General features: G+C 40.7%; 22 protein-coding genes and 1 tRNA gene. 8 read left to right on the top strand and 15 right to left on the bottom strand.

The window, feature by feature from the left end:
• Positions 1–15: 15 nt before the first annotated feature.
• Positions 16–1,296, bottom strand: a complete 1,281-nt coding sequence (locus ACMUMJ_RS08135; RefSeq protein ID WP_414678321.1) for an ATP-binding protein — start codon at positions 1,294–1,296, stop codon at positions 16–18.
• A 342-nt stretch (positions 1,297–1,638) separates the two neighbouring features.
• Complete coding sequence (locus tag ACMUMJ_RS08130; RefSeq protein WP_414678320.1) at positions 1,639–2,169, bottom strand: redoxin domain-containing protein; 531 nt, start codon at positions 2,167–2,169, stop codon at positions 1,639–1,641.
• 212 nt (positions 2,170–2,381) lie between these two features.
• On the opposite strand from ACMUMJ_RS08130, the gene ACMUMJ_RS08125 reads away from it, so the two are divergent.
• The 4 genes from ACMUMJ_RS08125 to ACMUMJ_RS08110 all read left to right on the top strand — a co-directional run bounded on the left by ACMUMJ_RS08125 (position 2,382) and on the right by ACMUMJ_RS08110 (position 5,657).
• The gene (locus tag ACMUMJ_RS08125) at positions 2,382–3,326 is read left to right on the top strand and encodes a helix-turn-helix transcriptional regulator (RefSeq protein ID WP_414678319.1); all 945 of its coding nucleotides are present in this window, start codon (positions 2,382–2,384) and stop codon (positions 3,324–3,326) included.
• Between the two features lie 70 nt (positions 3,327–3,396).
• Positions 3,397–3,473 (top strand) — tRNA-Ile (locus ACMUMJ_RS08120).
• A gap of 297 nt (positions 3,474–3,770) precedes the next feature.
• Positions 3,771–4,928 carry a DNA alkylation repair protein gene (locus ACMUMJ_RS08115; protein ID WP_527195818.1) on the top strand — a complete coding sequence of 386 codons (1,158 nt, stop codon included), beginning with the start codon at positions 3,771–3,773 and terminating at the stop codon, positions 4,926–4,928.
• A gap of 186 nt (positions 4,929–5,114) precedes the next feature.
• A complete protein-coding gene (locus ACMUMJ_RS08110; protein ID WP_414678317.1) occupies positions 5,115–5,657 on the top strand; it encodes an RNA methyltransferase in 543 nt (180 codons plus the stop codon).
• Positions 5,658–5,705: 48 nt separating this feature from the next.
• Here the strand turns inward: ACMUMJ_RS08110 and ACMUMJ_RS08105 are convergent, their stop codons facing one another.
• The 4 genes from ACMUMJ_RS08105 to ACMUMJ_RS08090 all read right to left on the bottom strand — a co-directional run bounded on the left by ACMUMJ_RS08105 (position 5,706) and on the right by ACMUMJ_RS08090 (position 9,518).
• On the bottom strand, positions 5,706–6,605 hold the full coding sequence (locus ACMUMJ_RS08105; RefSeq protein WP_414678316.1) for a c-type cytochrome: 900 nt from the start codon (positions 6,603–6,605) through the stop codon (positions 5,706–5,708).
• Between the two features lie 124 nt (positions 6,606–6,729).
• Positions 6,730–7,194, bottom strand: coding sequence for a c-type cytochrome (locus ACMUMJ_RS08100; RefSeq protein ID WP_414678315.1), 465 nt, complete (start codon positions 7,192–7,194; stop codon positions 6,730–6,732).
• Positions 7,195–7,561: 367 nt separating this feature from the next.
• On the bottom strand, positions 7,562–8,551 hold the full coding sequence (locus tag ACMUMJ_RS08095; RefSeq protein WP_414678314.1) for a TauD/TfdA family dioxygenase: 990 nt from the start codon (positions 8,549–8,551) through the stop codon (positions 7,562–7,564).
• A gap of 10 nt (positions 8,552–8,561) precedes the next feature.
• A complete protein-coding gene (locus tag ACMUMJ_RS08090) occupies positions 8,562–9,518 on the bottom strand; it encodes an aldo/keto reductase (RefSeq protein ID WP_414678313.1) in 957 nt (318 codons plus the stop codon).
• 217 nt (positions 9,519–9,735) lie between these two features.
• Between ACMUMJ_RS08090 and rarD the strand changes: the two genes are divergently transcribed.
• Complete coding sequence (rarD, locus tag ACMUMJ_RS08085) at positions 9,736–10,635, top strand: EamA family transporter RarD (RefSeq protein ID WP_414678312.1); 900 nt, start codon at positions 9,736–9,738, stop codon at positions 10,633–10,635.
• A gap of 12 nt (positions 10,636–10,647) precedes the next feature.
• On the opposite strand, the gene ACMUMJ_RS08080 is transcribed toward rarD, so the two are convergent.
• The 6 genes from ACMUMJ_RS08080 to ACMUMJ_RS08055 all read right to left on the bottom strand — a co-directional run bounded on the left by ACMUMJ_RS08080 (position 10,648) and on the right by ACMUMJ_RS08055 (position 18,556).
• Entirely contained in the window at positions 10,648–11,556 is a 909-nt protein-coding gene (locus ACMUMJ_RS08080) for a response regulator (RefSeq protein ID WP_414678311.1), read from the bottom strand.
• The gene (locus ACMUMJ_RS08075) at positions 11,553–15,047 is read right to left on the bottom strand and encodes an ATP-binding protein (protein ID WP_414678310.1); all 3,495 of its coding nucleotides are present in this window, start codon (positions 15,045–15,047) and stop codon (positions 11,553–11,555) included. Before ACMUMJ_RS08075 ends, ACMUMJ_RS08080 begins: the two co-directional genes overlap by 4 nt.
• 407 nt (positions 15,048–15,454) lie before the next feature.
• Positions 15,455–16,573, bottom strand: coding sequence for a molybdenum ABC transporter ATP-binding protein (modC, locus tag ACMUMJ_RS08070; protein ID WP_414678309.1), 1,119 nt, complete (start codon positions 16,571–16,573; stop codon positions 15,455–15,457).
• Complete coding sequence (gene modB / locus ACMUMJ_RS08065) at positions 16,574–17,260, bottom strand: molybdate ABC transporter permease subunit (protein ID WP_414678308.1); 687 nt, start codon at positions 17,258–17,260, stop codon at positions 16,574–16,576.
• A 184-nt stretch (positions 17,261–17,444) separates the two neighbouring features.
• Complete coding sequence (gene modA / locus ACMUMJ_RS08060; RefSeq protein ID WP_414678307.1) at positions 17,445–18,206, bottom strand: molybdate ABC transporter substrate-binding protein; 762 nt, start codon at positions 18,204–18,206, stop codon at positions 17,445–17,447.
• Positions 18,194–18,556, bottom strand: a complete 363-nt coding sequence (locus tag ACMUMJ_RS08055) for a Rieske (2Fe-2S) protein (RefSeq protein ID WP_414678306.1) — start codon at positions 18,554–18,556, stop codon at positions 18,194–18,196. Before ACMUMJ_RS08055 ends, modA begins: the two co-directional genes overlap by 13 nt.
• A 200-nt stretch (positions 18,557–18,756) precedes the next feature.
• Here ACMUMJ_RS08055 and ACMUMJ_RS08050 point away from each other — a divergent pair, with 200 nt between their 5' ends.
• Positions 18,757–21,165: a transglycosylase domain-containing protein gene (locus ACMUMJ_RS08050; protein ID WP_414678305.1), complete on the top strand. Its 2,409-nt coding sequence runs from the start codon at positions 18,757–18,759 to the stop codon at positions 21,163–21,165.
• A 52-nt stretch (positions 21,166–21,217) separates the two neighbouring features.
• Here ACMUMJ_RS08050 and ACMUMJ_RS08045 read toward each other — a convergent pair whose 3' ends face one another.
• Complete coding sequence (locus ACMUMJ_RS08045; protein WP_414678304.1) at positions 21,218–21,697, bottom strand: YHS domain-containing (seleno)protein; 480 nt, start codon at positions 21,695–21,697, stop codon at positions 21,218–21,220.
• A 145-nt stretch (positions 21,698–21,842) separates the two neighbouring features.
• Here ACMUMJ_RS08045 and ACMUMJ_RS08040 point away from each other — a divergent pair, with 145 nt between their 5' ends.
• Positions 21,843–22,661, top strand: a complete 819-nt coding sequence (locus tag ACMUMJ_RS08040) for a substrate-binding periplasmic protein (RefSeq protein ID WP_414678303.1) — start codon at positions 21,843–21,845, stop codon at positions 22,659–22,661.
• A gap of 88 nt (positions 22,662–22,749) precedes the next feature.
• Here ACMUMJ_RS08040 and ACMUMJ_RS08035 read toward each other — a convergent pair whose 3' ends face one another.
• Entirely contained in the window at positions 22,750–23,577 is an 828-nt protein-coding gene (locus ACMUMJ_RS08035; protein WP_414678302.1) for an HDOD domain-containing protein, read from the bottom strand.
• Between the two features lie 153 nt (positions 23,578–23,730).
• Positions 23,731–25,167 (bottom strand): glycogen synthase GlgA, encoded by a 1,437-nt coding sequence (gene glgA, locus ACMUMJ_RS08030; protein WP_414678301.1) that lies wholly within the window; start codon positions 25,165–25,167, stop codon positions 23,731–23,733.
• Between the two features lie 108 nt (positions 25,168–25,275).
• Here glgA and glgC point away from each other — a divergent pair, with 108 nt between their 5' ends.
• Entirely contained in the window at positions 25,276–26,532 is a 1,257-nt protein-coding gene (gene glgC / locus ACMUMJ_RS08025; protein WP_414678300.1) for a glucose-1-phosphate adenylyltransferase, read from the top strand.
• Positions 26,533–26,534: the final 2 nt, after the last annotated feature.

The raw sequence follows: 26,534 nt of genomic DNA, 5'->3' as shown, positions 1-26,534 counted from the left end.
GCTTAGGTCAATGTGTTAAACAATGGGTAAGGTTACTTCCGTTATGGTGCCACCTTCTTCAACGGGATACAACGCGACGGTGCCACCACGGCGTGAAACAGACGCATTTGAAAGAAAGAAACCAATACCCATACCATCTTTTGTCGTGGTTAATTGTTGGCCTAACCGTTTTAACACCTCTGTGGATATTCCCGGCCCTTTGTCTTTAATGGTTAAGGTAAAAACACTTTTGTTCCAGTGAGAGAAGATCTCTATGTTTTTAGGGTTGGCGTCTCCAGCATTGTTTAACAAATTGATGAGAGCTTGGTTTAATGTTGTATCAACTTGAATGTTCGGTGATACAGTGTCCATAAAGGTAATTGTTGCCTCTACTTCTGGTCTAAGGATGCGCCATTTTTCGATAATGTCTTCAATGTATTCTTTCGCTTCAATGCTTTCATTGTGCCAGTCATCCGTGATTTGGGCTTCTTCACTTAATTTACGCAATATTTTACTGCAAAGGTCTATTTGATCTTTAAGTTGTTGGGCATCTTCCAAGGTTCGTTGGCTGGTTTCTATTATTTCTTCTTTATTGATACTTTGCAGGATAAGGTTTGCATTGGCATCGACAATCAATTCTTCCACAATGAGTTTCATGCTGTTTAAAGGCGTGCCTAACTCATGGGCTGTGCCTGCTGCGTGAGTGGCAATGGCTAATACTTGCTCATCTTGTAGTAATTGTTCTCTATTATCAGAAAGCCACATTTGTTTGCGTTTCATGTGGTTCACTATATGGCTTAAAAAAGTCGAAATAAAGACCGCACTCAGTGTGAAGTTAAACCACATTCCCCATTCTGAAAGGGTGATATTCATGTGGGTTTCATCGAATTCAGGTAGCGGGTGAGAGAAATTCATCAATAGACTAAACGCTAGGACACAAAATGCAGATAAGGTGAGCACGTAACGCAAGGGTAATACAACGGCAGCAATGCTAATTGGCACAAGGAAATAGAAAATAAAAGGGTTAGTTGTCCCACCACTGAAATAAAACATGATGGATAATTCCAGAACATCGAGCCATAACTGCAAAAAGTAAGATAGGTTTCCCGGTAAGTCGGGGTTACGCAGTTGTATCCATAAAATACTATTAATAATGGCATATACCGCAATCACGGCTCCCATAATGGAGACATTTGTATAGTCATCAAAAAACAAGAACAGGAACAGTATGGCGGCGGCTTGCCCCACCACAGTGATGGATCGCAGTTGCAGTAATATTCTCCAATTATGACTCGGCTCCAGCGCTGGATTCATCATCACTCACCCCTTATCTTATGTTGGCTCATTTACATTATAGCGAAAGTCTAGAATGACCGTTGTTTATTCTCCATGTTTACGGAAAGGGCTTGTGTTTCTTTGTATTCGATTAAGAGAGATGGCAGTAGAATATTGGGCTAATGAGAGGCAATTGAATAGCAGCCAGTGACTTAAAGCAAAGAGCGTCGCTAACAAACTGAATTTCAGCTTGCTAACGACGAGTAAGAGTGACATGCCGATTGTTCTTTAATAACCAAAATTAAGGTTAATGACAGACAACTCTGTTCTGGGTTTAAATTGAGCTGTTGGTTACATTGCTTTGTACAGCCCCCTACAATCAGATTAGACTAATTCGCCACGAGCAGGGTAGTTTTTATCAATAACAAAATTAACCGCACCTAGTACTTCCTTGAAATGGGGGCGAGCAAACGGCATTGTGCTGATGTTGCTCCAGTATAGCGTGCCATCTGGTTTAACAAGGAACAGGCCCGGTTCAGTAAACTCAGCAGGCTCTTCAATACCAATGCTCGTTAAGCCGCGACCTGCTGAACGATGTAAGCCCCATGCTTGGGACTGTTCAGGTGTTAGACCATAGCCCAATGTTAGGTTTGGTAATTTCCATTCGTCCATTGCTGTTTGAGCGCGTTCTTGACTGTCGCTGCTTAGTACAACAACGGATACGCCTGCTTCAGCGAAGTCATTGCTCATACGATTCAATTCTGCAAGATAGGTTTTGCACAAAGGGCAATGTAAGCCACGATACACAACAATCATGGTGAAATTCGTCGGTGTTTGATCCACTAGAGACCAAAGTCCGGTTAATGTACTCACGGTTAATTCAGGTGTGGACTGTCTTGTTTTTAACACGGTCATGGTGTTTTCTCCAATTCTGAGATAATAAAAAGCAGATGTAAAAAGAGTGAAGGCTGATTGCGTTATGCCTTGTTGTTTTTAATGATCTTATCTGTGAAGCATTCAGAATAATGGATGCCTTTGAATTTATCTGCGTCATATTGTGTATTTTTTGTAGCAGATAGTGCAATATTGATTGGCTTATTCTCGCTTTTTAGGTTTTTGGTGTGCTTATGGATCGTCTTTCTTCTGTCTTAAATCGGTTTCGTCCTAAAATAAAACACGTGCAAAGGATGCAATTTACCGAATGTGAAACGTCAGTTTCTTTTGATCCGAAGCATGCTTATCTCATCTATGTATGCAGTGATGACGTTGTAATAGAGGGTGCGGAAGAATTAACTTCACCCGTACAAAATGACTCTTTAGTCCAGTTATTAGATGCTTTGTCGTTAAACACCTTTCCTAAAGGCAGTCTTATTTGGCTGGCATCAGGGGATACTCTGCGTCTGATTGGCGACCATGTGTCTATCATTGTTTGTGAGTACGACTTTGGCAATGTGGCGTTAAACCCTTTTTTAGACACAGGATCGCGTATTCTCGTATTAAGAGGGGAGGACAGCATAGCAAAAACACTGACGGCTATTTTTACTTTGCTAATGGTCGAGATTGATCAACATAAATGTGGCTATCAAGTGGTGTCAGAACGCTTATCGGAAGCCATATTAGTGCAACTCCTACGTTTATTAATGCAGCAAAAACGGTTGAATTTTGGTGTATTAGCCGCTTTATCCGACGATAAACTGGCACGAGCGCTGGTGGCCATTCACGAAAGCCCCGATCAACCATGGACAGTGGGCCGACTCGCTATGACGGCAGGCATGTCCAGAAGTGCGTTTAATACGCTCTTTCGTCAAAAAGTAGGCTCGCCGCCAATGGAATACTTAACCCTATGGCGAATGCGGCTGGCGTACCAAGAATTGCAGAATGGTACGAAGACAGCCGAACTGAGCTCCCAGTTAGGTTATCAGAGTGAAACCGCATTTCGACGAGCCTTTAAAAAAGTGGTCGGTAAATCCCCCGGTGAAATTCAAAAAGGCGCATTGAACGTATGGCAAACAGCGATACCAGAAAATCACATTACAACGAAGCATTTTGAAATACATGCGCCAACAGAATGAATTAAATGAAAAAAATGCAAATTAGTACTTGGCAGTTATCATTTTAATGGATAAAATGCACTCCGTTTTAGGGCCTGTAGCTCAGTTGGTTAGAGCATCCGACTCATAATCGGCAGGTCCCGTGTTCGAGTCACGGCAGGCCCACCATATTAGAAGCCCAGTTGTTAGTTTGACTAATCACTGGGTTTTTTTATGCTTAAGATTTCACTACTCTTTGTTGTTAAATAGAAAACTTATCAGGTGAAGAGTGGTGGCTGAAATAGCATTGTGAGTATCGCTTTGATCGAGTCTGGCGTCTACGACCAATGAATGGATCATTGGAATAGCAAATATCATCATTCGAGCTTGCTCTTTTGTGAATGTTTACAATGGCAACTGGTGGCGGCTTCTTACCCCTTTCACTATAAACTCGTTACATTTAAAAGGTGATCTCCTGTGGAATTAATGAAGAACGGTTTGTCCGCGCCTGCGTTTTCTCGGTTGGCGTGTGCGTTAGACAGTGTATTGGTGGATTTTGATAAGATTGCTTTTTTGAATGAGTGCGCAGATGGGGTTGAGTCTCTGGAGTTAAAAGAGCGCGTTGCTTACATTATTTCTATATTGCATCGGCATTTACCGAGTGACTTTCCAGAGGCGGCGGCTGTATTGTCGAACATTGTACCGATTTGGGATTTTGGTGAAGAGGGCGATGCGTTACGGAGTTTTGCGGCGTGGCCCTTGATTGATTACATTGCGGAGCATGGTCTATCTCACCCAGATGTTGCGTTGCCTCTGATGAAAACCTTAACGCCGTTGTTTTCCGCTGAGTTTGCTATTCGCCCCTTTATTTTGGCGTATCCTGATGTGTGCCATGGGTATTTTTTGCAGTGGTGTGATGACACGGATGAGCACGTAAGGCGCTTGGCTTCTGAAGGTACAAGACCACGATTACCATGGGGTATTCAGCTAAAACCCTTTGTTCTTGATCCGACACCAACGTTGGTTTACTTAAATGCATTGAAAGCGGACAGCAGTTTGTATGTGCGTCGATCTGTGGCGAATCACTTAAATGATATTGCAAAAGACCACCCAGATGTGGTGATTGATCTTTGTAATAGTTGGCAGCAAGAATTCAAAGGTAAGGTGCCCGATGACGTTCAATGGGTGATTAACCACGCAACTCGTACTTTGGTGAAGCAAGGTCATCCAGCGGTGTTTGCGTTATTGGGTTATACGGATAAGCCCATGGTGGTAAGTACGTTAGTTGTGACGGAAGCTTTAATAAAATTGGGTGAAAGTCTCAACTTTGAACTGTCTTTAACGGATTCTTCTTTGCTTAATGAGACTTTGTCTGATTTATCTTCGGCAAGTGTGTCTACTAATACGCAGACATTTGTTGTGGATTATGCCATCCACTTCGTAAAAGCAAACGGTGCTAGCAGTGCGAAAGTTTTTAAACTAAAAAATGTAACATTGAAGCAAGGTCAAACGCTGTTAATTAATAAAGCTCATGGGATTAAACCCATAACAACTCGAAAATATTATCCGGGTGAACATAAGGTGGAAATTCTAATTAATGGGTTGTCTGTAGCCAGCCAATCATTCCATTTACATATTGAATAACCTAAGAATGAGTGTTGCGTTTATTACTTGAATTCCAAGGTGAATAAAAGACAGTGCGTCAGTTAAAGTGAGTTTTATCTTGTAGAAAGGCCCAAAAGAATATAAAACGACTCTAATTTGAATGTGTCTGTAGTAGGATGACTCAATTAAGAGATGTTTTTTGTATTTTAGAAAATAAAATTTTATATGAAGAATGAATTTGTAAGTATTGGTTTAACAAACCCGAAAAGCACCTCCAATGTTGGTTCTGTTATGCGTGCTGCTGGGTGTTATGGTGTTGATCAAGTGTTATATACGGGGCATCGTTATGATCGGGCTGCGAAGTTAACTACGGATACTAAAAAGGCACGAGTATCGATTCCTCTTATGAATATTCAATTATTGGGTGCGGATAATCTAATTGATGCTGTGGACAAAGAGGTGAAAATTGTTTGTGTGGATTTAATTCAAGGGGCAACGTCTTTACCTGCTTTTGAGCATCCTGAAAAAGCCTTGTACATATTTGGCCCAGAAGACAACACCATTGGGCAAGATATTGTCGATAGAGCCGATTATGTGGTGTTTGTACCCACAATAGGCTGTATGAATCTTGCTGCATCTGTAAATGTCTTGTTGTATGACAGGTTGGCTAAATCCTCGAGAGCAGATGCTGGGGATGAATTAATTTGTCAGAGTAAGGACATTAATAACAATGTTAAGGTGAAAAACAAAGAAACAATTCGATCTTAAAAGGCTAGATCGATTTAAAATACCCTCTACATTATGTGCCGCAATAGGTTATGGTAAAGCTTTCAGGTACGCTGCAATAGCATCTCGATCTGACTCAGGTAGCTTGCTGGTGTTTTCAATTACCTCTGTCATATCACCGCCTGCGGAATCGTATTCTGGTGTGAAACCAGATGCTAGATATTCAGCAATGTCTTCTTGGCTCCATTCTGAAATGCCTGAATCATGGGGGCTAATACTAGGGATTCTGCCTTTTCCGTCCGGGCTACTTGCTCCCATTAACCAGTTACTATAATCCAACCCACCAATTTGATTTCGCGGGCTGTGGCATTCACCACAATGGCCTGGGCCTTCTACTAGATATTGACCGCGTAGAACTGTTGGATCTGCTGTGTTAAGTGTGACTACAGCGCTGTCGTCTAAGTGCAATTGTTTCCAAAGTCCTAGACCACGACGGATGGTAAAAGGGAATGACAGATCATGTTCTGCGTTTTGCTGAACAATAGCTGGCAGAGTATCCATATATGCTTTTAAATTAACAACGTCTTGCAATGCCATGCGAGCGTAAGAAGTATAAGGAAAGGCAGGGTAGTAGTGCTCGTTGCTAGGTGACACGCCGTGAATCATTGCATTGGCAAATTGAGCGGTCGTCCAATTACCAATACCTGTTTCCTTATCGGGAGTAATATTTGGCGCAATGAAGGTGCCAAATTCTGTTTTAAACCGTTTTCCTCCTGCTAGTCTGATCATATCTCCTTGTTCTTCCGACAGTTTGGATACGTGACAAGAGACACATCCGCCTATATTAAATATATTTTTTCCTTGATCTACGTTCGTGGTTAGTTGAGATACTTGCTCATTGGTAATAGGAGCATTTGGGTCTGTTAATATCCAGAAGGCAGTGGCGCCTGTAATAAAAGAGGCCGTGACAATATTGATCCAAGTAGACATGATAGGGCACCTATAAAATAGCTATGCTAATAATGCATCTAGCATACAGGGCCGATTTTATTCAGCCTTATTAGTCAGTTCAATGTACGCAGTTTCGTTTATTTAATAAGATGCATTCGCCAAATTATTTTTTAGTACGGTAACCTTGATGACAGCCGCCACACGACCCGCCCAATTCTTTCATGCCTACTCGTAAATTGTTTAAGCCTTTATCGGCTAAGTTGACTAAATTTTGTGCGCTGTTTGCAAAGTTTGTGTGTTTTGTGGCAAAGCCTTCAGCATCACTCCAGATTTTTTCTTTGGCGCGAGTATGATTATAATCGGTGTTGCTTGATCCTTCCGGCCACATAGACTGATAATTTATCTTAGAAAGTAAGTCTAAATTGTTTGCTGCTTGTAAAGCGACAGTAGAGTCGTATTCTGTTTTCCCTTTTGCCATACTACCTACAATACCGACATTAAAAGCGATCAGTTGCATATAGGATTGGCGCATTTCAATACTTTTATCTACGTCGGCTGCACTCAAAGATCCAGCACTTAGAGCAAGCGCTGCTAGGGTAATCGATAATACGTTGAGCCTTTTATTCATAATAAACTCCATATGATAAGTAAGGGTAATAAAATCAACATAGCAGATATTCTACTTAGGGTTAAGGCTTTATTCATGAGAAGTAACGAGAAATAACGATAAGTAACGAAGTTAGGGTAGTTGCTAACCCTATTTAATAGAGAAAAAGAAAGGCGGAGAGGTTAGTGATGTAAAGGAAGAGTAGGAAGATCCATTGATCTTATGGGCATACTATTGGCGTTATAGAGAATATTATTGATCGTTGACTATTTTAATAACGGCCTAGAAATTCATTGTAGTGGTAAACCTCCGATGCCTTTTTGGATCTTACCTATAAAAAATAAAGATCGATAAAATAGCATCGAAGGTTTGTAGAGCAGATATAAGGTTAGTCGTTTTTGCCTAAGGCAACTAAAACTTGTCGTTTGCTTTCACCACTGTAAGGGCGGCGACCGTGCATGGCCATGTGATTATCCACTAATGCCATATCTGCTGCTTGCCAATCTACGTCGAAGGTAAATTCACCAGACAGACTGTTTATGAGTTCCAAATCTTCGGCACTGATCAAGCTGTTGTCACCGTACGTGATGGCTTTCGATGGGTTCTCACGAACGCCTTTCCAACCCATATATGCTGCGATCAGTTGGTTATAGAAAACTTTGATGCCGTTTTCTAATTCTACTACCGCAGGTAATATTGGTGTGGTTGCTTTGAGCCCGCCATCAGAAAGCCATTCCCATGAGTAACCCAGTTGACTTAGCTTTTCTTCTGCATCGGCAATACTCGTGCAGTCTAGAGTGCTTTTCCAGCTACGGCCTTGACCGGAGTTCTCATCGTTTTCACCGGGCATGGTTGTGGTGTATTTTAAGCCTTTCTTTTCCATTGCTTGTGCTAGCTCAGGTGCCACGTCTTGCATCTTTTGAAAAAGACGGTCAGAGCGACAAACTGGCGTTGCACCGCCTTGATCTGCTGGCGACAAGCAGAAGAAGAAAAGCTTATCTGGTGAAATTGGTGTTTGTGCCATTTCATGATGCAAGAAAATCTCGACATCTTTAGGAGCTTCATTGGCGGTAAACACACGTTCCGTAAAGTTAATGCGAACGGCATTGGATAAAGACTCTTTATAAGTAAAGGGTTCAAAGCCAAATGCAGCCGAAAATTTGTCAAAATCTTCAGCGCTGTGAAGAGGGAAGCCCCTAAATAGCACCACACCTGATTGAGCCAATTCTTTTTTTAATTGAGCCAAATTAGCGGTTACCCAATCACACGCAAGATCAACAGATTCAATCTGATCTTGATTGGTAACAATTCTAGGAAAATCCAGTCCATCATATTGGTGCTGAGTTTCTACTTGAGCAAAATGGATAGTCGTAGACATATTTTACTCCTTAGTCATAAATTGGGTAGAAAGTATTGAACGCTTCTTCACAGAAATTGCCTGGATCGTTAAATCGACGGTTGCTGTTTAATGCTGAAATAGCCGTCATTTCTTCTTCGCTTAATTCAAAATCAAACAAAGATAGGTTTTCGATCATACGTTCTGGCTTGCTTGTTTTAGGAATGATAGATGTGCCACGTTGAACGCCCCAACGTAAGACCACTTGAGCAGGTGTACGGCCAACACGTTCAGCCGCAGCTTTTACAACCGCTTGTTCCAGAACGGATTCTTGTGCACCAGCCATGTCTAATTCAAGATAAGACAAAGCCCCTAAAGGAGAGAAAGCAGTCACTTCTAAGTTGTAGTGTTTTGCCAAGCGAATTAAACGTTCTTGTGTTAGGTAAGGATGTGACTCAATTTGCAGAACAGACGGTTTGATTTTAGCGTAGTTCATCAAATCATGCAGTAGACCAGACGTATAGTTGCACACACCGATTTGCTTCGTTAAGCCTTTTTCGATCGTTACCTCCATACCAGCCCATGTTTCGCTTAATGGTACAGGTGCCAGTTTTATTTCTGGATTTTGTGCTTTAGGATCAAAGAACCATTCTGCTGGGTAACGGGTTTCAAAAGGAACGAATTCTTGCGCAATAGGGAAATGGATTAAGAAAAGGTCCACGTACTCTAATTGCAATTCTTTAAGTGAGAACTCTAGAGCTGGGACAACGTTTTCTTGGTTGTGGTAAGTGTTCCAAAGTTTAGTCGTAATCCAAAGCTCTTCACGTGTACAAATGCCATCTTCAATTGCTCGCTTGATGCCTTCGCCCGTTTCTTTTTCATTGCCATAATCACTGGCACTGTCAATGTGCCGATAGCCTGTTTTGATTGCTTGATAAACTGTTTCAGCACACACTTCGTTGGGTACTTTCCAAAGGCCAAAGCCGACAGCTGGGATAGTAGATGACATTATTGTTTTCCTTTTAGGGATTTGAGGTGAAGTAGGCGACACATGTTGCTTACCAATTTATGTCTTATATAAGACTAAAGACTGCCAAGAAATAATGAATGCTTATAGCCTTCTTGTCAATGGATGCGAGTGTTGTTTTTACGGATAGCTTTACGGTAATCTTGCATGCTTATCTCTCTTCCTTTGCTGTTCTTCAACTTTATAAAAGGTGTTATGGATGACTTCATCTCCGAAAGCGGGCGTTGTTTTTGCGATATTATCGTTTTTATTATGGGGAGTAACCCCTGTTTATTTTAAATTTCTTACCGATGAAAACCCTTTAGATGTGGTGGCTAACCGCATTCTATGGTCAGTCATTCTTCTAGGCATTATTATTGGCATTATGGGGAAGTGGTCAAAAGTAAAGGCCGTTTTTTTATCTCGCAGGGTGCTGTTAACCCTATTAGCCACGACGTTTCTGATCGGAGTTAATTGGTCGGTATTTATTTACGCTGTCAGTATAGACCGTATGCTAGATGCGAGTTTGGGCTATTACATTAACCCGTTGATGACGGTATTGATTGGCATATGCTTTTTAAAAGAAAGGCCCAGCATTTTACAGTATATTGCGATGGGGTTCGCTGTGATTGGGGTGGGTATTCAAATCTTTATTTTAGGGTATCTTCCTTGGATATCCATTGCTCTACCTCTGTCTTTTAGTATATATGGATACTTGCATAAGAAAACACCAACAGACAGTTTTACATCCCTTTTTTTAGAAACGGCCATGCTGTTGCCATTCGCATTTTTGGTTATGGGGTATCTCTATCAAAGTGGGGAAGAAGGAGGCCGTCATTTGGCTCATAGAGAGTGGTCTACTTGGTTTGTTTTAATGCTGGCAGGTCCCGTAACAACATTGCCTCTTTTACTATTCTCTGCCGCAGCGAAAAAGGTGCCATTAAGTACATTAGGCTTTTTACAGTATATTTCTCCAAGTATGGTTTTTTGCCTAGCAATTATGGTATACGACGAGCCACTACACTTTGAAACAGGGCTAACTTTTGTCTTTATCTGGTTTGGGCTGCTGATTTTTTCTTTTGATTCTCTTAAACGCAATAAAAAGACGCAAAAAAAATAAAGACTCTGAGTGTTAATGAGTTGCCATAATTTTGAGGGCAACGGCCGCTGCAGCCGTTCGATTTTCAACTCCAAGCTTAGGAAATATTTGTTCCAGATGTTTGTTTACCGTACGGGGGCTCATTTCTAATATTAAGGCAATATCTCGGTTACTCTTGCCGCTGGCAACCCAGTTTAATACTTCAGATTCTCTTTCTGTTAATTCTAATTGTTCTTTGAGTAAGCTTGCGCCTGTTGGTTTGAGCCCATCTTCCAGTCTAATTAATTGATCTCCGTTTGATTTACGACTGACCCATGTCACTTTAAGAGGATAAGTGATGTTTGTTAAGGTTAACTGATGGCCTGCTTTTGGGTGGTGGGTTAGCCATTGTTGTATTTGCTTGGAGAAATGGGTGTTTTGCCACCGTTTTGATGCATTAGCCTTGGCGAAAAGGGCGTAGGTTTGCGGTGTTGCCCATTGAATTGAACCGTTTTCTAGTACAGTAATCAGGTGTTGTCCCGTACTGTCTAATGCAGACTGAGCGCTATTGGTGAGGCGTGCATTGGTTAGATGAACTTTCATTCTAGCTAATAATTCGTTGGGAGTAATGGGTTTGGTTAGATAATCGACACCTCCCGATTCTAAGCCTTTTACGATGCTGTCTGTGTCTGTTAGGCCAGTCATAAAGATAACGGGAATTGACGCCAATTCTGAATCATTTTTAAGTGCTTGGCAGGTTTCAAAACCATCCATGGTAGGCATGATTGCATCCAATAAAATGATATCAGGCCTGATTCTTCTTGCAATGGTCAGGGCTTGCTTCCCTTCTAAGGCAACGAGAACATCCATGTCAGCATCTTCAAGCGTGTCGTTGATCAGGCTTAATGCATCAGCTGAATCGTCAACAACTAAAACAATGTCACGACGAGTAATGGGATTCATTTTGATGGGGTTTCCTTTTTTGATTTTTGTTTAGATTGAGATTGAGCGCTACTGTAATGGTTTATAAAAATCACAAGCTGTTCGAATTCAAATTTTTGATCAAGGTCGTGCAACTTTTGTAAGGTTAACGCGTTTAATAATTGATTAGACTCTATGGATTTCAGGGCTTTTTTAACCCCTCGTCGATAGCCCATTTCAGCGTAGGCTTTTAACTCTCGTATCAGAGGATCGTCTGGAATCATCACGGTGAGTTCCGGTCCTGTTGAGGGCGATTTTGTACCATCAAGGGGGGGCGATATAAGATTTATTTTAGTTTTTATTGGGCTTACACTGGGAGCATCTTCTTGATATACCCAATTTAATGAAAGGACATCGGCAATTTTATTCAGAAGTTTCAAGTTGCTAATGGGTTTGACCAGATAATCGTCGTAATTTTTCTTCGTGTGTTTCAATTTATGATTTTCTTGGGCATCGGCGGACAACATAATAATCGGCTTATCAATATTTTGATGTCGGAGGGCGTCGGCCAGTTCTAAACCAGACATTCCTGGCATAGAGATGTCTAATAAGAATAGATCTGGTAAGGTTTTTTCAATGATGGACAAGCAGGTGTCTGCATTGTGTGCTTCTAATACGGTGAAACCAAGAGGGGCAAATAAGTCGGATAATAGCCCTCTTAGAATAGGATCATCGTCTACTACACACAATGTTTGTTGATATCCTTCATAGCCGACAATGTGTTTTTTAGGGTTGCTTAGGTGGGTTTCTACAGCGACCCATGGCAGCATTAAACTGACTTTAAAACAACTCCCGCTGGTGAGTTGGCTGTCTACGTTTAAGTCCCCACCCATGATCTCGGTTAGTAGTTTTACAATGGTTAACCCCAGCCCAGTGCCCGGTAGATTGGCTGTATTTTCATCGCGCACTCGCTCAAACGGGTCAAAGATTCGATTAAGTAAATGTTGTTGAATGCCCGGGCCTGTGTCTTGAATGCTAAACTCAGCCACTTGATTACGATAACTCACATTAAAATGCACTTGGCCTTCTTTGGTGTATTTTATGGCATTGGACAGAAGGTTGATTAAAATCTGTCGCAAACGTTTTTCATCTGTGATGACAAATTGTGGTAACGGAGAGACAACCTTGTGGTGGAATTGAATGCCTTTGCTGGTGGCTTGGATTGAGAACATGTTTGCCAATTGCTCAATTAATTCGGGTAGGTTCACTTGATTTCGATAGAGCTCTAAGCGACCTGCTTCTATCTTAGATATGTCCAGTAGCCCTTCAATTAAATCTGTTAAATACTCGCCACTGCGTTGAATGGTGGACAGCCCATGTTGGTGTTGTTTGGGGGTCTCAGACTTTTGTGACAACAACTGAGCGTAACCAATAATGGATTGCAACGGTGTACGTAATTCATGGCTTATTCCGGTTAAATAACGGCTTTTGGCGGCATTGGCACTTTCGGCTGTTTCTTTGGCTCTTTGCAATTCCTTGTCGGTTTTCTCATGAGCTTCAATTTCTTTGATTAATTTTCGTGTTTGTTTATTGGATTCTTTTTGGGCAACCACACGACTTTCATGGGCCAATAAAAACAGCCAGGATAAAACACCAGAAACAATCAATAGAGTAAAGAACAAAGCCCACATGGTTTCTTGTAACAGGAGTTTTTCTGTCCAGCTGTCCGGCTGCATGTGGTGATAAATAAGCGACATGAGGGCGGCATTAATAAGGTTGACCGTACACAACAAACTGACAAAGCGGCCTAATCGAGAATTAACGAGTCTGACGAATCGGTAAGGCATAAACAAATGCATAAATTGTATTGTTTGCTGGGATACCCGAGCTTGAGGTTTACAGTGATCCAAGCAACGAACGTCGAGGGAACAGCATAAAGAACATATGGGCTGCATATATGCGGTGCAAAAACTCATGTCTTCTTGCTCAAATTGGTTTTCACAGACACCGCAAGTGATCACTTTATATTGGGTGTTTTGACTTTCAGGTTCGATATAAGGGATAAGCTCTGGCGATTGTCGTGCTAGGTAGTATTTGCCTTTTGTAAACCAAGCAATAAGTGGCACACAAATAAAACAGGTTAATAAGCTCACAAAGTGACATAAACTTTTTGCAACGTCTCCAAAAGCGCCTAGATAGCAAATGAGCCCAAGCCCTGTCGCTATCAGCATAGAGCCTGTACCGACTGGGTTTATATCGTATAAATGTGCACGTTTAAACTCTACGTAAGAGGGGCTTAATTTTAACGGCTTGTTGATTAACAAGTCAGCAGACAAAGACGCAAGCCAGCTTACTGCGCTGATGGCAAACACACTTAAAACGGCTTCCAATGCTTGATAAATGCCCAGCTCCATTAACAGTAATGAAATGGTAACGTTAAAAACGAGCCATACCACTCTACCTGGATGGCTGTGTGTCAGACGAGAGAAGAAGTTTGACCAAGCGATAGAGCCTGCATACGCGTTGGTGACATTGATTTTCATCTGAGAGATAAACACCATGGTCGCGGCTAAAATCAGGGCTAACTGCGGGGAGTTGGTTAAAAATTGAAACACTCTTTGATACATGTGTGTTGGGTCTGATGCCTCCGCAATGGACATGCCTTGTTGTATGGCAAGATAGGCTAGAAAAGAGCCAAGCAACATTTTAATGGCACCAATGGTGACCCATCCCGGACCTGACAATATGAGCCAGAACCACCAAGATTTTTTGTTCTTTTCAGTTCTAACGGGCATGAATCGTAAATAGTCTACTTGTTCCCCGATCTGTGCGACTAATGCAAACAGTACTGACGCAGCTGAGCCAAAAAGCAATACGTCAAAGTGTTGGCTGTTTTCAACGCCTTGAACGGAAAAATTGCTCCAATCTTCAATTTTATCGTATTCAAAAAAAAGCACGGTGAATAGGGCAGAGCATTGTAAAACCAACCATAAACCTTGAGTGCCTATTTGAAATTTACTGATGGTTTTTATGCCATGGGTAACAATAGGAATAACAAAAACCGCGCACAATAAATAACCAATTGCTAAAGGGATGCCAAATAAAACATGCAATGCGGAGGCTAGAATAGCGGCTTCAATGGCAAAAAATATGAAAGTAAAAGAAGCGTAGATAAGTGAAGTTATGGTTGATCCAAGGTAACCAAAGCCGGCGCCACGGGTCAATAAGTCAATGTCTAATCCATGCTTGGCGGAATAATAGGCGATGGGGAAACCTGTGATAAAAAAGACCAACAAAACCGTCAAGATAGCGGTAATCGCATTGGTAAAACCGTAGCTTAAGGTGACCGCTGCAGCCAGACCTTCCAACGCCAAAAACGCCGTTGCACCCAGAGCGGTTTTAGCAACTCGGCTGATACTCATATGACGACCAGACTGCGCCGTATACCTTAATGAATAGTCCTCCAACGTTTGATCTGCAACCCAGCGGTTATAATAACGTCGAACTTTGAATATTTTTTGTGAAGCTGCCATCTCGTGCCGTTTTAACGTAAAAAGGTTGTTGTCAGTTAAGATACAAAATAGCGCGCTTAAGATTTTGTCTGCACTGACGTTGAGCGTAAAGCATATAAAAGTCGTGTTTTAACGGGTTTTAGATGTTTCTTTTGCACTGTTTTTCTATCAGTTGTTAGTTTGCATGCACCATGCCAAGCATGTGTCGCTAAATGGATAAGCTCGATTACAGATGGAATAGAAAAAGATGGAGACTGTGTATAGAGACTTCTTTCGGCAGCCCGAAAAAACGCATAAACTCCGTTTTTTCGTCCGTTTTTTCGTCCGTTTTTTCGTCTGTTTTTGCCTCGTTTTATCGTCGATCATGACTTCGTGCAAAGGTCATAATATCGTGCTTATTTGAAAAAATAGTTTATGGGGCAGTGTATTTACGCAATTAATGCGACGGATTTAATTTGCGCCCAAACAGCCATTCCTATTTTTAATTTCAGGTGGTTTGCTGAGCGCTGGGTTATTTTGGTAAATAGAATCGCGTTATCAACATTGAGCTCTATCAGCATCATCTCTTGAACATCTTTTTGAATAGAGAGAATTGAACAGGGAAGGATGTTGTTAATACTGGAGTCGTTAGGCTTAGACAGAACAATACTGACGTCCTTAGCAAATATTTGTACACGTAGTGTATCTCCAATTCTTGCTGTACTGTCGTTGATCCATAATTCAGCGCTGGGTGTATCTTTGCAAAAAGAGACTTTTTGTAGTGACCACTTTTTGTCTTTTTCAATAACGCAAGTGGAAAAAATAACGCTGACGTCTTTTTGCAAATAACTGGGTAAGTCGGTTTGTGTCAGAACCTGATTAATGTCTCCATTGGCTTTCACTTTACCGTTTTCTAGTACGACAAGGTAATCCGCTAATCTGGCTAATTCAGCAGAGGAATGGCTTACATAAATGATAGGGATCTGAAGTTCGTTTTTGAGTTTATCTAAGTATGCTAAAACTTCTTGTTTTCGGGAATAATCAAGTGCAGATAAAGGTTCATCCATCAACAGAATACTGGGGTTAATCATTAGTGCTCTTGCTATGGCCACCCTTTGTCTCTCTCCACCTGAAAGGTGATGAGGCTGTTTATTGAGCAATGGCTCTATATTTAATATGTGATAAATGTCACTTCTATTTAACGACGCGTTTTTGAGGGTATTTTGTTTTTCTTCCCACGCTCGTTTTTCTGCAAATTGCAGGTTTTGTTTGATACTTAGATGGGAAAACAGGCTCGCTTCTTGAAAAACATAGCCGATTGGACGTTTGTGCACAGGAAGGTGGAATGTATCTTGTTGCCAAACCGTGTTATTAAAACAAATGTATCCATTATCAATGGGTTGCAAACCGCTGATTACTCTAAGCAAGGTGGTTTTCCCCGATCCAGATTCACCAAGTACACCGATAACTCCTTTATTTGGCAGATCCAAATTTATCGAAAAAGCGTTGTTTGACAGAGATAATTCAAACTGAACATTAAATGAAGGGTTCGCTGTTTTGTCGATCATTTATGCTCCGTATCGCATCGAACTGCTTTTGGGTAAGCTGTATAAAATGAATAACACAATAAAAGAGAAGAGCATCATAATGCCTGAAAGGTAATGTGCTTGGGCGTAGTCTAAGGCTTCTACATGATCGTATATCTGGAGTGAAATGACTTTTGTTTCTTCAGGAATATTGCCTCCGATCATTAAGACAATACCAAATTCTCCCACAGTATGAGCAAATCCTAAAACAGCGGCGGTTATTATGCCGGGCTTGGCCAATGGTAAAGCGACATAGAAAAAACGTTCCCATGGTGCTGCTCTTAATGTCGCTGCGACTTCAACTGGGCGAGGTCCGATGGACTCAAATGCATTTTGAATAGGTTGAACGACGAAAGGCAAAGAATAAAAAAGGGACGCGATAACCAAGCCTTCAAAAGTGAATGGCAGTAATCCTAAACCTAGCCATTGCATAAACTCTCCAACAGGGCCATTGGGACCAAGAAGTAATAAAAGGTAAAAGCCGATCACTGTTGGAGGCAAAATAAGAGGCAATGCAACCAAGGCACTCACAACGCCTTTGAATTTGGATGTGGTTTTCGCTAACCACCAGGCGATAGGTATACCGATTATGAGTAATAGCAAAGTGACAATGCTGGCGAGGTGAAGGGTTAAGGTGATTGTGGACCAATCTGCCTCGGTTAACATCATGTTATACATTCCGCCTGTGTTGTAGATTTATATTGAGACCTTTGCACGACCACTACGTTTGTTAATACTTTGTTAAAAACAGACGCAAAATGCGCATTTATAACTCATAAACTCCGCTTTTTTGTCTCGTCTTATCGCCGCTCATGACTTCTTGCAAAGATCCCATATTAATAATGCGAGTCAGTCATTGTGTATGGTAACCGTAGCTCTGAATCAATTTTTGAGTTTTTGGCAAATTCAAATACTTCAGGAAGGCGCTAACAGCCGCATTATCTTTTCCTTTGTTTAATACTACTAAGTCTTGTTTAATAGGGGAATAAAGATGATCAGGTACTTCCCAAACAGAACCATTAATCGGCTGTTGGTTGTTGTGAACTTGAGATAGCGCCACAAAGCCAAGGTTGGCATTGCCTGTGCGCACAAATTGATAAGTTTGACCGATATTTTCACCTTGAACCCATGAAGGCTTAGTAGATGCATATACATTAAGGTTTTTTAATACTTCAATGGCGGCGAACCCGTATGGAGCAAGTTTGGGATTGGCTAAAGCCAATTTATTCATCTTGCTTGAGTGTAAAACATCGCCTTTTGCGTCCACCACTGTTGGGTCGGATGACCACAGAGCCAATTTGCCAACCGCATAGGTCATTTGAGTTGTCGGCACTGCATTACCTTCTCCTAGTAATTTTTGAGGGATAACTTGATCTGCGGAAAGAAGTAGATCAAACGGTGCGCCATTTTTAATCTGAGCGTAGAGTTTGCCAGATGATGCAAAAGACACTCGTAAAGTGTGAGGTGTGTCTGCATGAAATCGTGCAATCAGTGCTTTCATAGTGAGTGTGAAATTGGATGCGACAGCAATAAGAGCACTGTCTGCTTGAGCTTGGTAAGGTAAAAGAGATAACCAAATAAATAATGTGTATTTTAGCCAATTCAATCCTCGCATGAAAACCCTCTCTCTGGATCACAATAGATTGTGTCATCTTCTATAAAAATAGGCACTTTTTCCAATGATTGAAATTGACATGGGCCAGCAATGCATTCTCCTGTTTTTGGTAAGAATAAAGCACCATGGGTAAAGCAATGTAAGAATGAACCCGATTCATCAAAAAATTCGTCTTTGTTCCATTCAAGTTGAATGTTTCTATGAGGACATTTATTTAAGTAAGCGTAAAAATGCTCTTGTTGCTTTAAAACAATAATATGGATGTCGTCAGCGTGCTCTTGAGTCAGTGTTACGCCTTTAGCCTGAGTTTTATTTAAATCAGAGGTAGAGCATAAATATTGCTTGTTCATAGTGTGGTACAGGCACTTTTTATTATGACTGAATGAGTCTGTTTAAATTAGAATATAGAGCCAATCTACCATAGAAACGGTGAATGACTCACCCATTTTCTGGCTTAGATTACAGATCGTTTTAGTTAAATCAGATAAAGAAATGCCTTATAAAGCAAGAGAGATTGCCAAGTCTGGACTGCCTCTTTATACTGCCAGCCATGACAACCCAAAAGCCTTCTACCACACGTCGAACAACGACAAAAAAAATCACGAATCAAGCGCAGCCTGCTCGAAAAAAAGCCACACCTAATAAAAAAGACCTTAAAAAAACGGCACCTAAAAAACGAGCGCCTAGGAAAAAAGCGACGTCTAAAAAGAAGTCTAAAGGTTTTTCTGCTTTGTTAAAACGTCTTACCGTTCGAGCAATTAAATGGTGTTTTTTGATTGGGTTGTTGGCATCGATTCCATTTTGTTTGTGGGTTTGGTGGCTTGATCATGAAGTGGTTGAAACCTTTGCTGGTCAGAAGTGGCAAGTACCGTCTGAAGTTTACAGTGCACCTATTGTTTTGCGCTCGGGTGATCCGTGGGTAAAGAAAGACTTAGAGGTCTTGTTGTCTGAATCAGGCTATCGCTTTGGCAGAAACAGTCAAGAAATTGGCTGGGCGGCTCGTAGTAAGACTAAAATTAGTGCTCATCTACGACCTTATAGAGATCATACTGGTGAACATGGCAGTGCCCGACGAATATTTTCTTTTCAAAATGGTCGACTAAACATCCAAACGGTATCTGGTGATCCTATATCGCAAGCGACATTAGAACCTCAGTTAATTGGGCATTTGTTTGGTGGTAATACAGAAGGACGTGAAATACTGACTCATAATCAGCTACCACAAACGCTAATTACAACATTGATAGCCATCGAAGATAGAGACTTTTATCAGCATTTTGGTATTTCTATAACGGGCATTGCTCGGGCTGTTTGGGTTAATTTTGTTGAGGGGGAGCGTCGTCAGGGAGGCAGCACACTGACTCAACAGCTGGTAAAAAACATGTATCTTTCAGCAGAAAGGACTTACACACGTAAGCTTACGGAAGTCATTATGGCGATTCTGCTGGAGTATCATTTTTCAAAAGAAGACATATTAACGGCTTACATGAATGAAGTGTATTTGGCTCAATTTGGAAATAAAGCCATTCATGGATTTGCGGCAGCGAGTAAGCACTTTTTTGGTCGACCTCTTAATGAACTTAATGTTGCCGAGTACGCATTGTTGGTTGGCATGGTAAAAGGCCCTTCTTTATATAATCCTAATCGTAACCCTGAAAGGGCGAAAAAACGCCGAGATACAGTATTAAAGGTACTTTATGAGCAAGGCTTATTAAGTGAAAAACTGTATAGCGATGCCAAAAGCTTATCGTTAGAAACGGTGAATGAGCGTAAAGCTAGGACATTGTTTGCTGATTATTTGGATTTGGTTTCATTTCAATTGGCAAAAGATTTTGAGAAACAAATTTTAGCAACAGAAAATTTGAAAGTGTATACAGGACTCAGTATTAGAGCGCAAGAAGCGGCTGTAAAAGCCATAAGACGGCAAGTTGCGTTACTTGAAAAGGGTGATAAACACTTAAAGGGATTGCAAGGTGCTGTTGTTGTTACTGATTCTGTAAACGGTCAAGTAAAGGCTATTGTGGGTTCCAGCAGCTCCGTTTACTCTGGTTTTAATCGGGCATTGGGCGCGGTGAGACCTATCGGTTCATTAGTAAAGCCGCCATTGTACATGATGGCCATAGCAACGGGAGAGTTCACTTGGCTTTCTCAATTAAATGATGAGAAAAAGCGGTATAAAATAGGCAATGAGATTTGGCAACCAGAGAACTATGATCGAAAAGTTCATGGGGCTGTGCCTATGTATTATGCTTTGGCGAAATCCTATAACCTAGCCACATTAGATTTAGCTGAAAAGCTTGGTTTTGACCGTTTAGGAGATGGATTAAGGAAACTTGGAGTAAAGCGTCCATTTACCATGAGGCCTGCTGTTGCTTTGGGAGCATTGGAGTTGTCTCCATTTGAAGTCGCCCGAGTTTATCAGCCTATTGCCTCAATGGGGCAGTCGTCACAACTGGGCATTGTTGCGGGTGTATTGAATTCTCAAGGAAAAGTATTAAAGCAGTTTGCCTCCAAAAGTAATGTGCCCTTTACTGATGCTGTGTTGGCGTCAACGCTCGATAGTATGACGAAAGTCGCAAGCGTGGGAACCGCAAGAAGAGCTCAGGAAGAATTACCTAACTTGAGGTTCGCGGCAAAAACAGGCACAACAAATGAACAAAGAGACAGTTGGTTTGTCGGAATTACAGGCGATTACTCAACGACGGTATGGCTTGGGGCAGATAATAACAAACCACTAAGCATAACTGGAGGGACGGGGGCACAAAGAGTGTGGATTGATTTGATGAAGCAACTTAATCCCAAATCACTTGTTTCCACCTTGCCGGAAGGAGTAAAACGTTTCCAAATAAACCCAGATGAATACGCTATTGCAGCAGACCGCTGTGAAAATAAAGAGACATTGAGCTTTTTAGAAGGGACAGAGCCACAAACAACAACGTCTTGTTTGTGGCCGTTTTAGCATGGTGTTTTTAACAAAGTATTAGCAAGCGTAGTAATCATGCAAAGGTCTCTTATAGTTTGGACCATTGAATGTCTGCATTTTTTACTAGTAGCGCTTCGGAATCTTTGTTTGCTTTCTCATTCCATTTTTCTTTAGTATCACCCCAAAAGCCGTTGTAAAAAACATAATTTTTACCATCGATAATTTTATAGCTTAGTGGATCTATTTTTACTTTCTCTCCATCAAGCATTGCCCAAGCGCACCATCCACCATATGCTGGCGCATACTTTGTAGGTTGTTGTATAAATGCTTGGCGATTTTCTTCGTTTTCAAATTGGTAGGTTGATCCTTCAAAAGTGTACTTGAGTGCTGGGTATCCCTTCATCGGTGCATCCATAAAATAACTGACCGGATCGTAACCAGATAATGCGATACCTTCTTTGTTTATATTTGGCTCTGCGCTGGCATAGGCTTGAAAGGTAAATAAGCATAAGAATGCGAATACAAACGTTTTCCACGCTGTAAATGTCTTTAATGCGATAGTTGTCATTGTTAGTCTCCTTTATAAAGTTAAAAGATTGGATAATAATTACTATGTAAAGTTCACTCTTTTTCAACTTTTTTGTTGAATGTGTACTTTTTTCAATGTTGAAATATAATGAATATGTGACAAAACTAATTGCTTTGAGATGTTTATGCGCTTTTTTCCGAGTCATAATGTAAAAGTTGGCATGTTTTTATGCTGTATTTTTCCATTTTTCGCACACGTTCAAGCAGAAACAGGGGCGAGTTGCACTTCGATGACAGCAACAGGTAATTCTGAGTATCCTCCTTTCCTTTGGATAGAAGGGGAGAATTCAAATGATTTACTTGGCGCTAATCGCTTAATAATTGATGAAATATCGAGACGTTTAGGTATTCCAATTAAGTTAATGCATACAGGGCCATGGTCAAGGGCTCAGCTAGAAGTGAAATCTGGTCGAGTAGACTTAATGGCAGGTGCATTTTATACCAATGCCCGCAGTGATTATATGGACTATTTATGGCCTGCATTTCTACGTACCAGTAGCGTTGTTTGGAAGCGCACAGGGCAAAAGCTAAAGTATAAAAAGAAAGAAGATCTGATTGATAAGCGTGGAGTAACGGTTATCAATAACAGTTTCGGTCAAAAATTTGACGACTTTGCTGAAAAAAATCTTGATATTATTTTTGTTTCGGGGCTAGAGCAAGCGTTTAAAATGCTCATTGCTAGGCGAGTGGATTACGCTATCTACGAGAAGTCTCCTGGTATTGCTTACCTTAATTTATTAGACATGAGTGCGGATGTTGTATCATTATCCCCCATTAGTAGTGAAGGTCTTTACCTTACTCTTTCAAAAGGTTCTTCTTGTAATACACCATTAATGAGACAAAATCTTAATAATGTATTAAAAGAAATGAGTCGTGATGGTTTTAATGATAAAGCGTTAGAGCAAAGCTTAGTAGATTGGAACGCTTTCTCCAAAAATGCATAAGTAATTGCTAAAAGATGTGAAATTAGAAGTATGGGTTATTCAATCCGTCTGATTTCTTGTCTGTTATTTTATTAAAGCAGGCTTTTATTTAAGCCACTAAACCGTCTAAACCAGATTCTAAGCAAAGCGCTTCATCCAAATTTTCAATGATTGAGCTATCTATGCCTGCAAGCTCTAACACCTTCTTTGGGATAAACTCTTTAACGACTTCTGGCTCTCTGTCTTCTCTGATTGATGCATTTAAATAGCAGGCTAAATTCAATACTGCGCTTAGAGGTGAGGCTGGATTAAATGCTAAGGGTTTTTTATATTGGTATACGGCATCAGAAAGTTCTTGAGGAAATTTCCACATTTCTAGTAACGCTTTTCCTGCTTCTTGCGATGTGAATCCAAGCATCTCTAATTCTGCTGCCGTGCGACTAACTTTGGCTTCTTTAATGAGTGTTTGTATTGCTTTTGCTCTATTTGGCTCAGCTACATGCAACAGTAACCGCCCAATGTTATAAATGATACCTGCAGTAAATGCGTTGTCTGCGTCGATTTTGTCGGTTCTTAATGACAACCACTTTGCTAATGACGCTATTTGAAATGAGTCACTCCAAAAAGATTTAATATCGATTCCTTCAAGGTTAGACACAGACCCTGCAAAACCCGATGCAATAACTAAGATTTTTAATTTATCCATGCCTAGGATAACAATGGCTTCATCAATAGATGCAACTTTTCTAGACAGGCCAAACTGAGCGGAATTAACTAAACGTAATACTTTTAGGGAAATTGTTTGGTCTTTTGCCACTTTTGTTGCAATATCACTGTAATCCGCATTATCAGAATTTAATGTTTGGATGAGTTCTCGGACGACTTCAGGAACATTTGGAAGTTTTGATGTTTGATTTAATAAATCTTGTATTTCCATGCTTTGTCGCCTTTTTATTTTTAATTCACTATTTAGAATAGGCGATAAAATTAAACTAGCGCAAGATGAAAGTTTGTCAAATGCTTGCTCTAAATCATGTTTAAACGCATTAAAAAGGTTTCAATACGTTTAAACATGCAAGGCAAAGCTGTTTTATTGTTTTATTAAACTTGAGTATAAGTTTAGCCAGTGATTTGTTGTTTTTTCCCAGCTAAAATCGTAACGCATTGCATTTTCTTGCATTTCTTTCCATACGTTTGAGTTGTGGTATGTTTTGATGCATCGATTCATAACGTCCGTTAATGCGTAGCGATTGGCATGATCAAAGACAAAACCGTTTGGATCAGCTCCTTCTTCAAAAACGGTATCAGCAAGCCCCCCTGTTTTTCTGACTACTGGTAAGGTTCCGTACTTCAGTGCGTATAGTTGTGTTAAGCCGCAAGGTTCAAACCGAGACGGTATTAACAGCGCATCTACTCCCGCTTGAAGTTGATGCGAATAGGATTCGTCATAACCAATACGTACACCTACTTGCTGAGGATATTGCTCTTGTAAGGCGAGGAAAGCGTGTTCCAGTTCTTTGTCCCCAGAGCCGAGCAGAACAAGTTTTGCACCTTGTTCTAGGGCGTTTGGTATTGCTTCAAGCACAATGTCTAAGCCTTTTTGTTCTGTCAGGCGACTTACAACGCCAAAAACGGGCTGGCTAAGATTTTCATCAAGTTGATTTTCTTGTAATAACGCCTGCTTATTTTTTTGCTTTAAGTGGAGGGTGTTGATGTCATAGTTTTGGATGATTTCAGCGTCGTTTTTAGGAGACCATTGCTCATAATCAACACCATTTAAGATTCCGTGTAGCTTATGTTGATGAGCTCTTAGTGTTCCATCCAGACCATCACCGTATTCTTCGGTTAATATTTCTCTTGCGTAGGTAGGGCTGACGGTTGTAATGGCATCCGAATAGACTAAAGCGGATTTTAGTGTAGAAAATTGACCGTAGAACTCAATTCCATGATGAGAGAGAAGCTCGTTTGAAAGCTTAATATCCTCAAATTTTTCAAGAGGAAAGCTGCCGTTGTATCTAAGATTGTGCACAGTAGTAACAATAGGTATGTGATTCACCTTCCAGCTTTTAAGATAAGCAGCACTTAAACCTGCTTGCCAGTCATGGATGTGAAGGATATTGGCTTGCCATCCCATTAAGCCTCCATGTGCCGACAAAACTGCCGCAGCCCAAGATAATGCAGCGAAGCGAAGGTGATTGTCTTCAAAGTCTTTGCCTTCTGGGTTGAGGTAAGGGCCACCTTCTCTCTCAAATAGGCTTTTGCATTGCAACAACCAAATAGGCGTGCCGTTCTCAATAATTTGGGTTTCTAGTAGGATGAGATCCCCAACATTAAATGGATTTCCCAAATTTATTTGGTTTTGAATTGGAGCGACTTTTTCCAAAATCCCCAAATAAGCAGGCATTAAAAGTCGAACATCATGCCCTTTTTTTCGTAATGCAATAGGTAAAGCTCCTGCCACATCAGCAAGACCGCCAGTTTTTACAAGGGGATAAATTTCGGACGCGACAAAAAGAATGTTCATCATATTGTTATCTTGTTGATTTAGTTTATTTATCGGAGTATACCTAAATATAACCTGTAATCGAGTAAGCAACGCTAATATAAAATTATAACAAAAGTCAAAAGGTGAAATATGGATCTTAATACTGCATGTATGAAAACGATAGCAATCATCCTAGCAGGAGGGAGAGGGTCTCGGTTAAAGCAGCTGACAGATTATCGTTCAAAGCCTGCTGTGCCTATCGCTGGAAAATATAAAATTATTGATTTTCCTTTATCAAATTGTGTTAACTCTGGGGTGCGCAGAATTGCTGTATTGACTCAGTATCGCTCTCATACGTTAAATCAACATGTTCAAAGAGGTTGGAATTTTTTACGTTCAGATTTTAATGAATTTATTGAATTATGGCCTGCTCAGCAGCAAACAGGGGAGGAGTGGTATCAAGGTACGGCTGATGCCGTTTTTCAAAATCTGAAAATGATTGATGAGCTTGAAAGTGAGTACATACTTATTCTGGCGGGAGACCATGTTTATAAGCAAGATTACAGTCTAATGCTTAAAGAGCATATGGAGACCGGCGCAGATGTTACTGTTGCGTGTATTGAAGTGCCCATTGCTGAAGCGGATCAATTTGGAATAATGCATGTCGATAATGATGATAATATTATCTCATTCGAAGAAAAGCCTAAAAATCCACCGACTATGCCAGGCAACCCTGATATTTCTTTGGCAAGCATGGGAATTTACATTTTTAGTACTAAATTTTTAACTGAACATTTAAGGTCTGATGCGCTAGATACTGAATCAAGCCATGATTTTGGTAAGGATTTAATTCCATTTTTTGTTGGTCGAAGCAATATTAAAGCGCATCATTTTGGTAACAGCTGTATAAAAAATGAAAGCTATCCAAACACGCCTTATTGGAGAGACGTTGGTACATTGACTGCTTACTGGGAATCAAATATGGATTTAACGCGTTTATTACCTGAGTTAGATTTATATGATAATGATTGGCCAATTCGAACGACACAATATCAGCGCCCTGCAGCTAAGTTTAATTATAATTATGAAGAGCGTATTGGTACTGCATTGAATTCCGTCGTGTCTGCTGGTTGTATTGTTTCTGGCTCTACGGTTGAGAAAACGATTTTATTTAACAATGTTCGGGTAAACTCATTTTCGCACGTGAATAAATGTGTGGTGTTACCTAGGGTGGATATCGGTAGGCATTGTCGGCTAACCAAAGTCGTTGTTGATTCTGATTGTACTATACCAGAAGGTATGGTTATTGGTGAGGATGCTGAATTAGACGCACAACGATTTTACAGAAATGAAGATGGAATAACTCTGGTAACTCAAGAGATGATTGAAAAAATAGCGGTCGATTAACG

The organism is Marinomonas phycocola (genome assembly GCF_047525455.1).
Taxonomy (GTDB): Bacteria; Pseudomonadota; Gammaproteobacteria; order Pseudomonadales; family Marinomonadaceae; genus Marinomonas.
This window is presented reverse-complemented; position numbering and strand designations above follow the sequence as displayed.

Bases quoted from the DNA above. Each gene is read 5' to 3' on its own strand.
- ACMUMJ_RS08035 (WP_414678302.1), bottom strand. From the start codon at position 23,577: ATGGAAATACAAGATTTATTAAATCAAACATCAAAACTTCCAAATGTT.
- ACMUMJ_RS08130 (WP_414678320.1), bottom strand. From the start codon at position 2,169: ATGACCGTGTTAAAAACAAGACAGTCCACACCTGAATTAACCGTGAGT.
- ACMUMJ_RS08040 (WP_414678303.1), top strand. From the start codon at position 21,843: ATGCGCTTTTTTCCGAGTCATAATGTAAAAGTTGGCATGTTTTTATGC.
- ACMUMJ_RS08090 (WP_414678313.1), bottom strand. From the start codon at position 9,518: ATGTCATCTACTATCCCAGCTGTCGGCTTTGGCCTTTGGAAAGTACCC.
- ACMUMJ_RS08080 (WP_414678311.1), bottom strand. From the start codon at position 11,556: ATGAATCCCATTACTCGTCGTGACATTGTTTTAGTTGTTGACGATTCA.
- ACMUMJ_RS08075 (WP_414678310.1), bottom strand. From the start codon at position 15,047: ATGGCAGCTTCACAAAAAATATTCAAAGTTCGACGTTATTATAACCGC.
- ACMUMJ_RS08135 (WP_414678321.1), bottom strand. From the start codon at position 1,296: ATGATGAATCCAGCGCTGGAGCCGAGTCATAATTGGAGAATATTACTG.
- ACMUMJ_RS08125 (WP_414678319.1), top strand. From the start codon at position 2,382: ATGGATCGTCTTTCTTCTGTCTTAAATCGGTTTCGTCCTAAAATAAAA.
- ACMUMJ_RS08105 (WP_414678316.1), bottom strand. From the start codon at position 6,605: ATGTCTACTTGGATCAATATTGTCACGGCCTCTTTTATTACAGGCGCC.
- modA (WP_414678307.1), bottom strand. From the start codon at position 18,206: ATGCGAGGATTGAATTGGCTAAAATACACATTATTTATTTGGTTATCT.
- ACMUMJ_RS08095 (WP_414678314.1), bottom strand. From the start codon at position 8,551: ATGTCTACGACTATCCATTTTGCTCAAGTAGAAACTCAGCACCAATAT.
- modB (WP_414678308.1), bottom strand. From the start codon at position 17,260: ATGATGTTAACCGAGGCAGATTGGTCCACAATCACCTTAACCCTTCAC.
- rarD (WP_414678312.1), top strand. From the start codon at position 9,736: ATGACTTCATCTCCGAAAGCGGGCGTTGTTTTTGCGATATTATCGTTT.
- ACMUMJ_RS08050 (WP_414678305.1), top strand. From the start codon at position 18,757: ATGACAACCCAAAAGCCTTCTACCACACGTCGAACAACGACAAAAAAA.
- modC (WP_414678309.1), bottom strand. From the start codon at position 16,573: ATGATCGACAAAACAGCGAACCCTTCATTTAATGTTCAGTTTGAATTA.
- ACMUMJ_RS08045 (WP_414678304.1), bottom strand. From the start codon at position 21,697: ATGACAACTATCGCATTAAAGACATTTACAGCGTGGAAAACGTTTGTA.
- glgC (WP_414678300.1), top strand. From the start codon at position 25,276: ATGGATCTTAATACTGCATGTATGAAAACGATAGCAATCATCCTAGCA.
- ACMUMJ_RS08115 (WP_527195818.1), top strand. From the start codon at position 3,771: ATGAAGAACGGTTTGTCCGCGCCTGCGTTTTCTCGGTTGGCGTGTGCG.
- ACMUMJ_RS08110 (WP_414678317.1), top strand. From the start codon at position 5,115: ATGAAGAATGAATTTGTAAGTATTGGTTTAACAAACCCGAAAAGCACC.
- ACMUMJ_RS08100 (WP_414678315.1), bottom strand. From the start codon at position 7,194: ATGAATAAAAGGCTCAACGTATTATCGATTACCCTAGCAGCGCTTGCT.
- ACMUMJ_RS08055 (WP_414678306.1), bottom strand. From the start codon at position 18,556: ATGAACAAGCAATATTTATGCTCTACCTCTGATTTAAATAAAACTCAG.
- glgA (WP_414678301.1), bottom strand. From the start codon at position 25,167: ATGATGAACATTCTTTTTGTCGCGTCCGAAATTTATCCCCTTGTAAAA.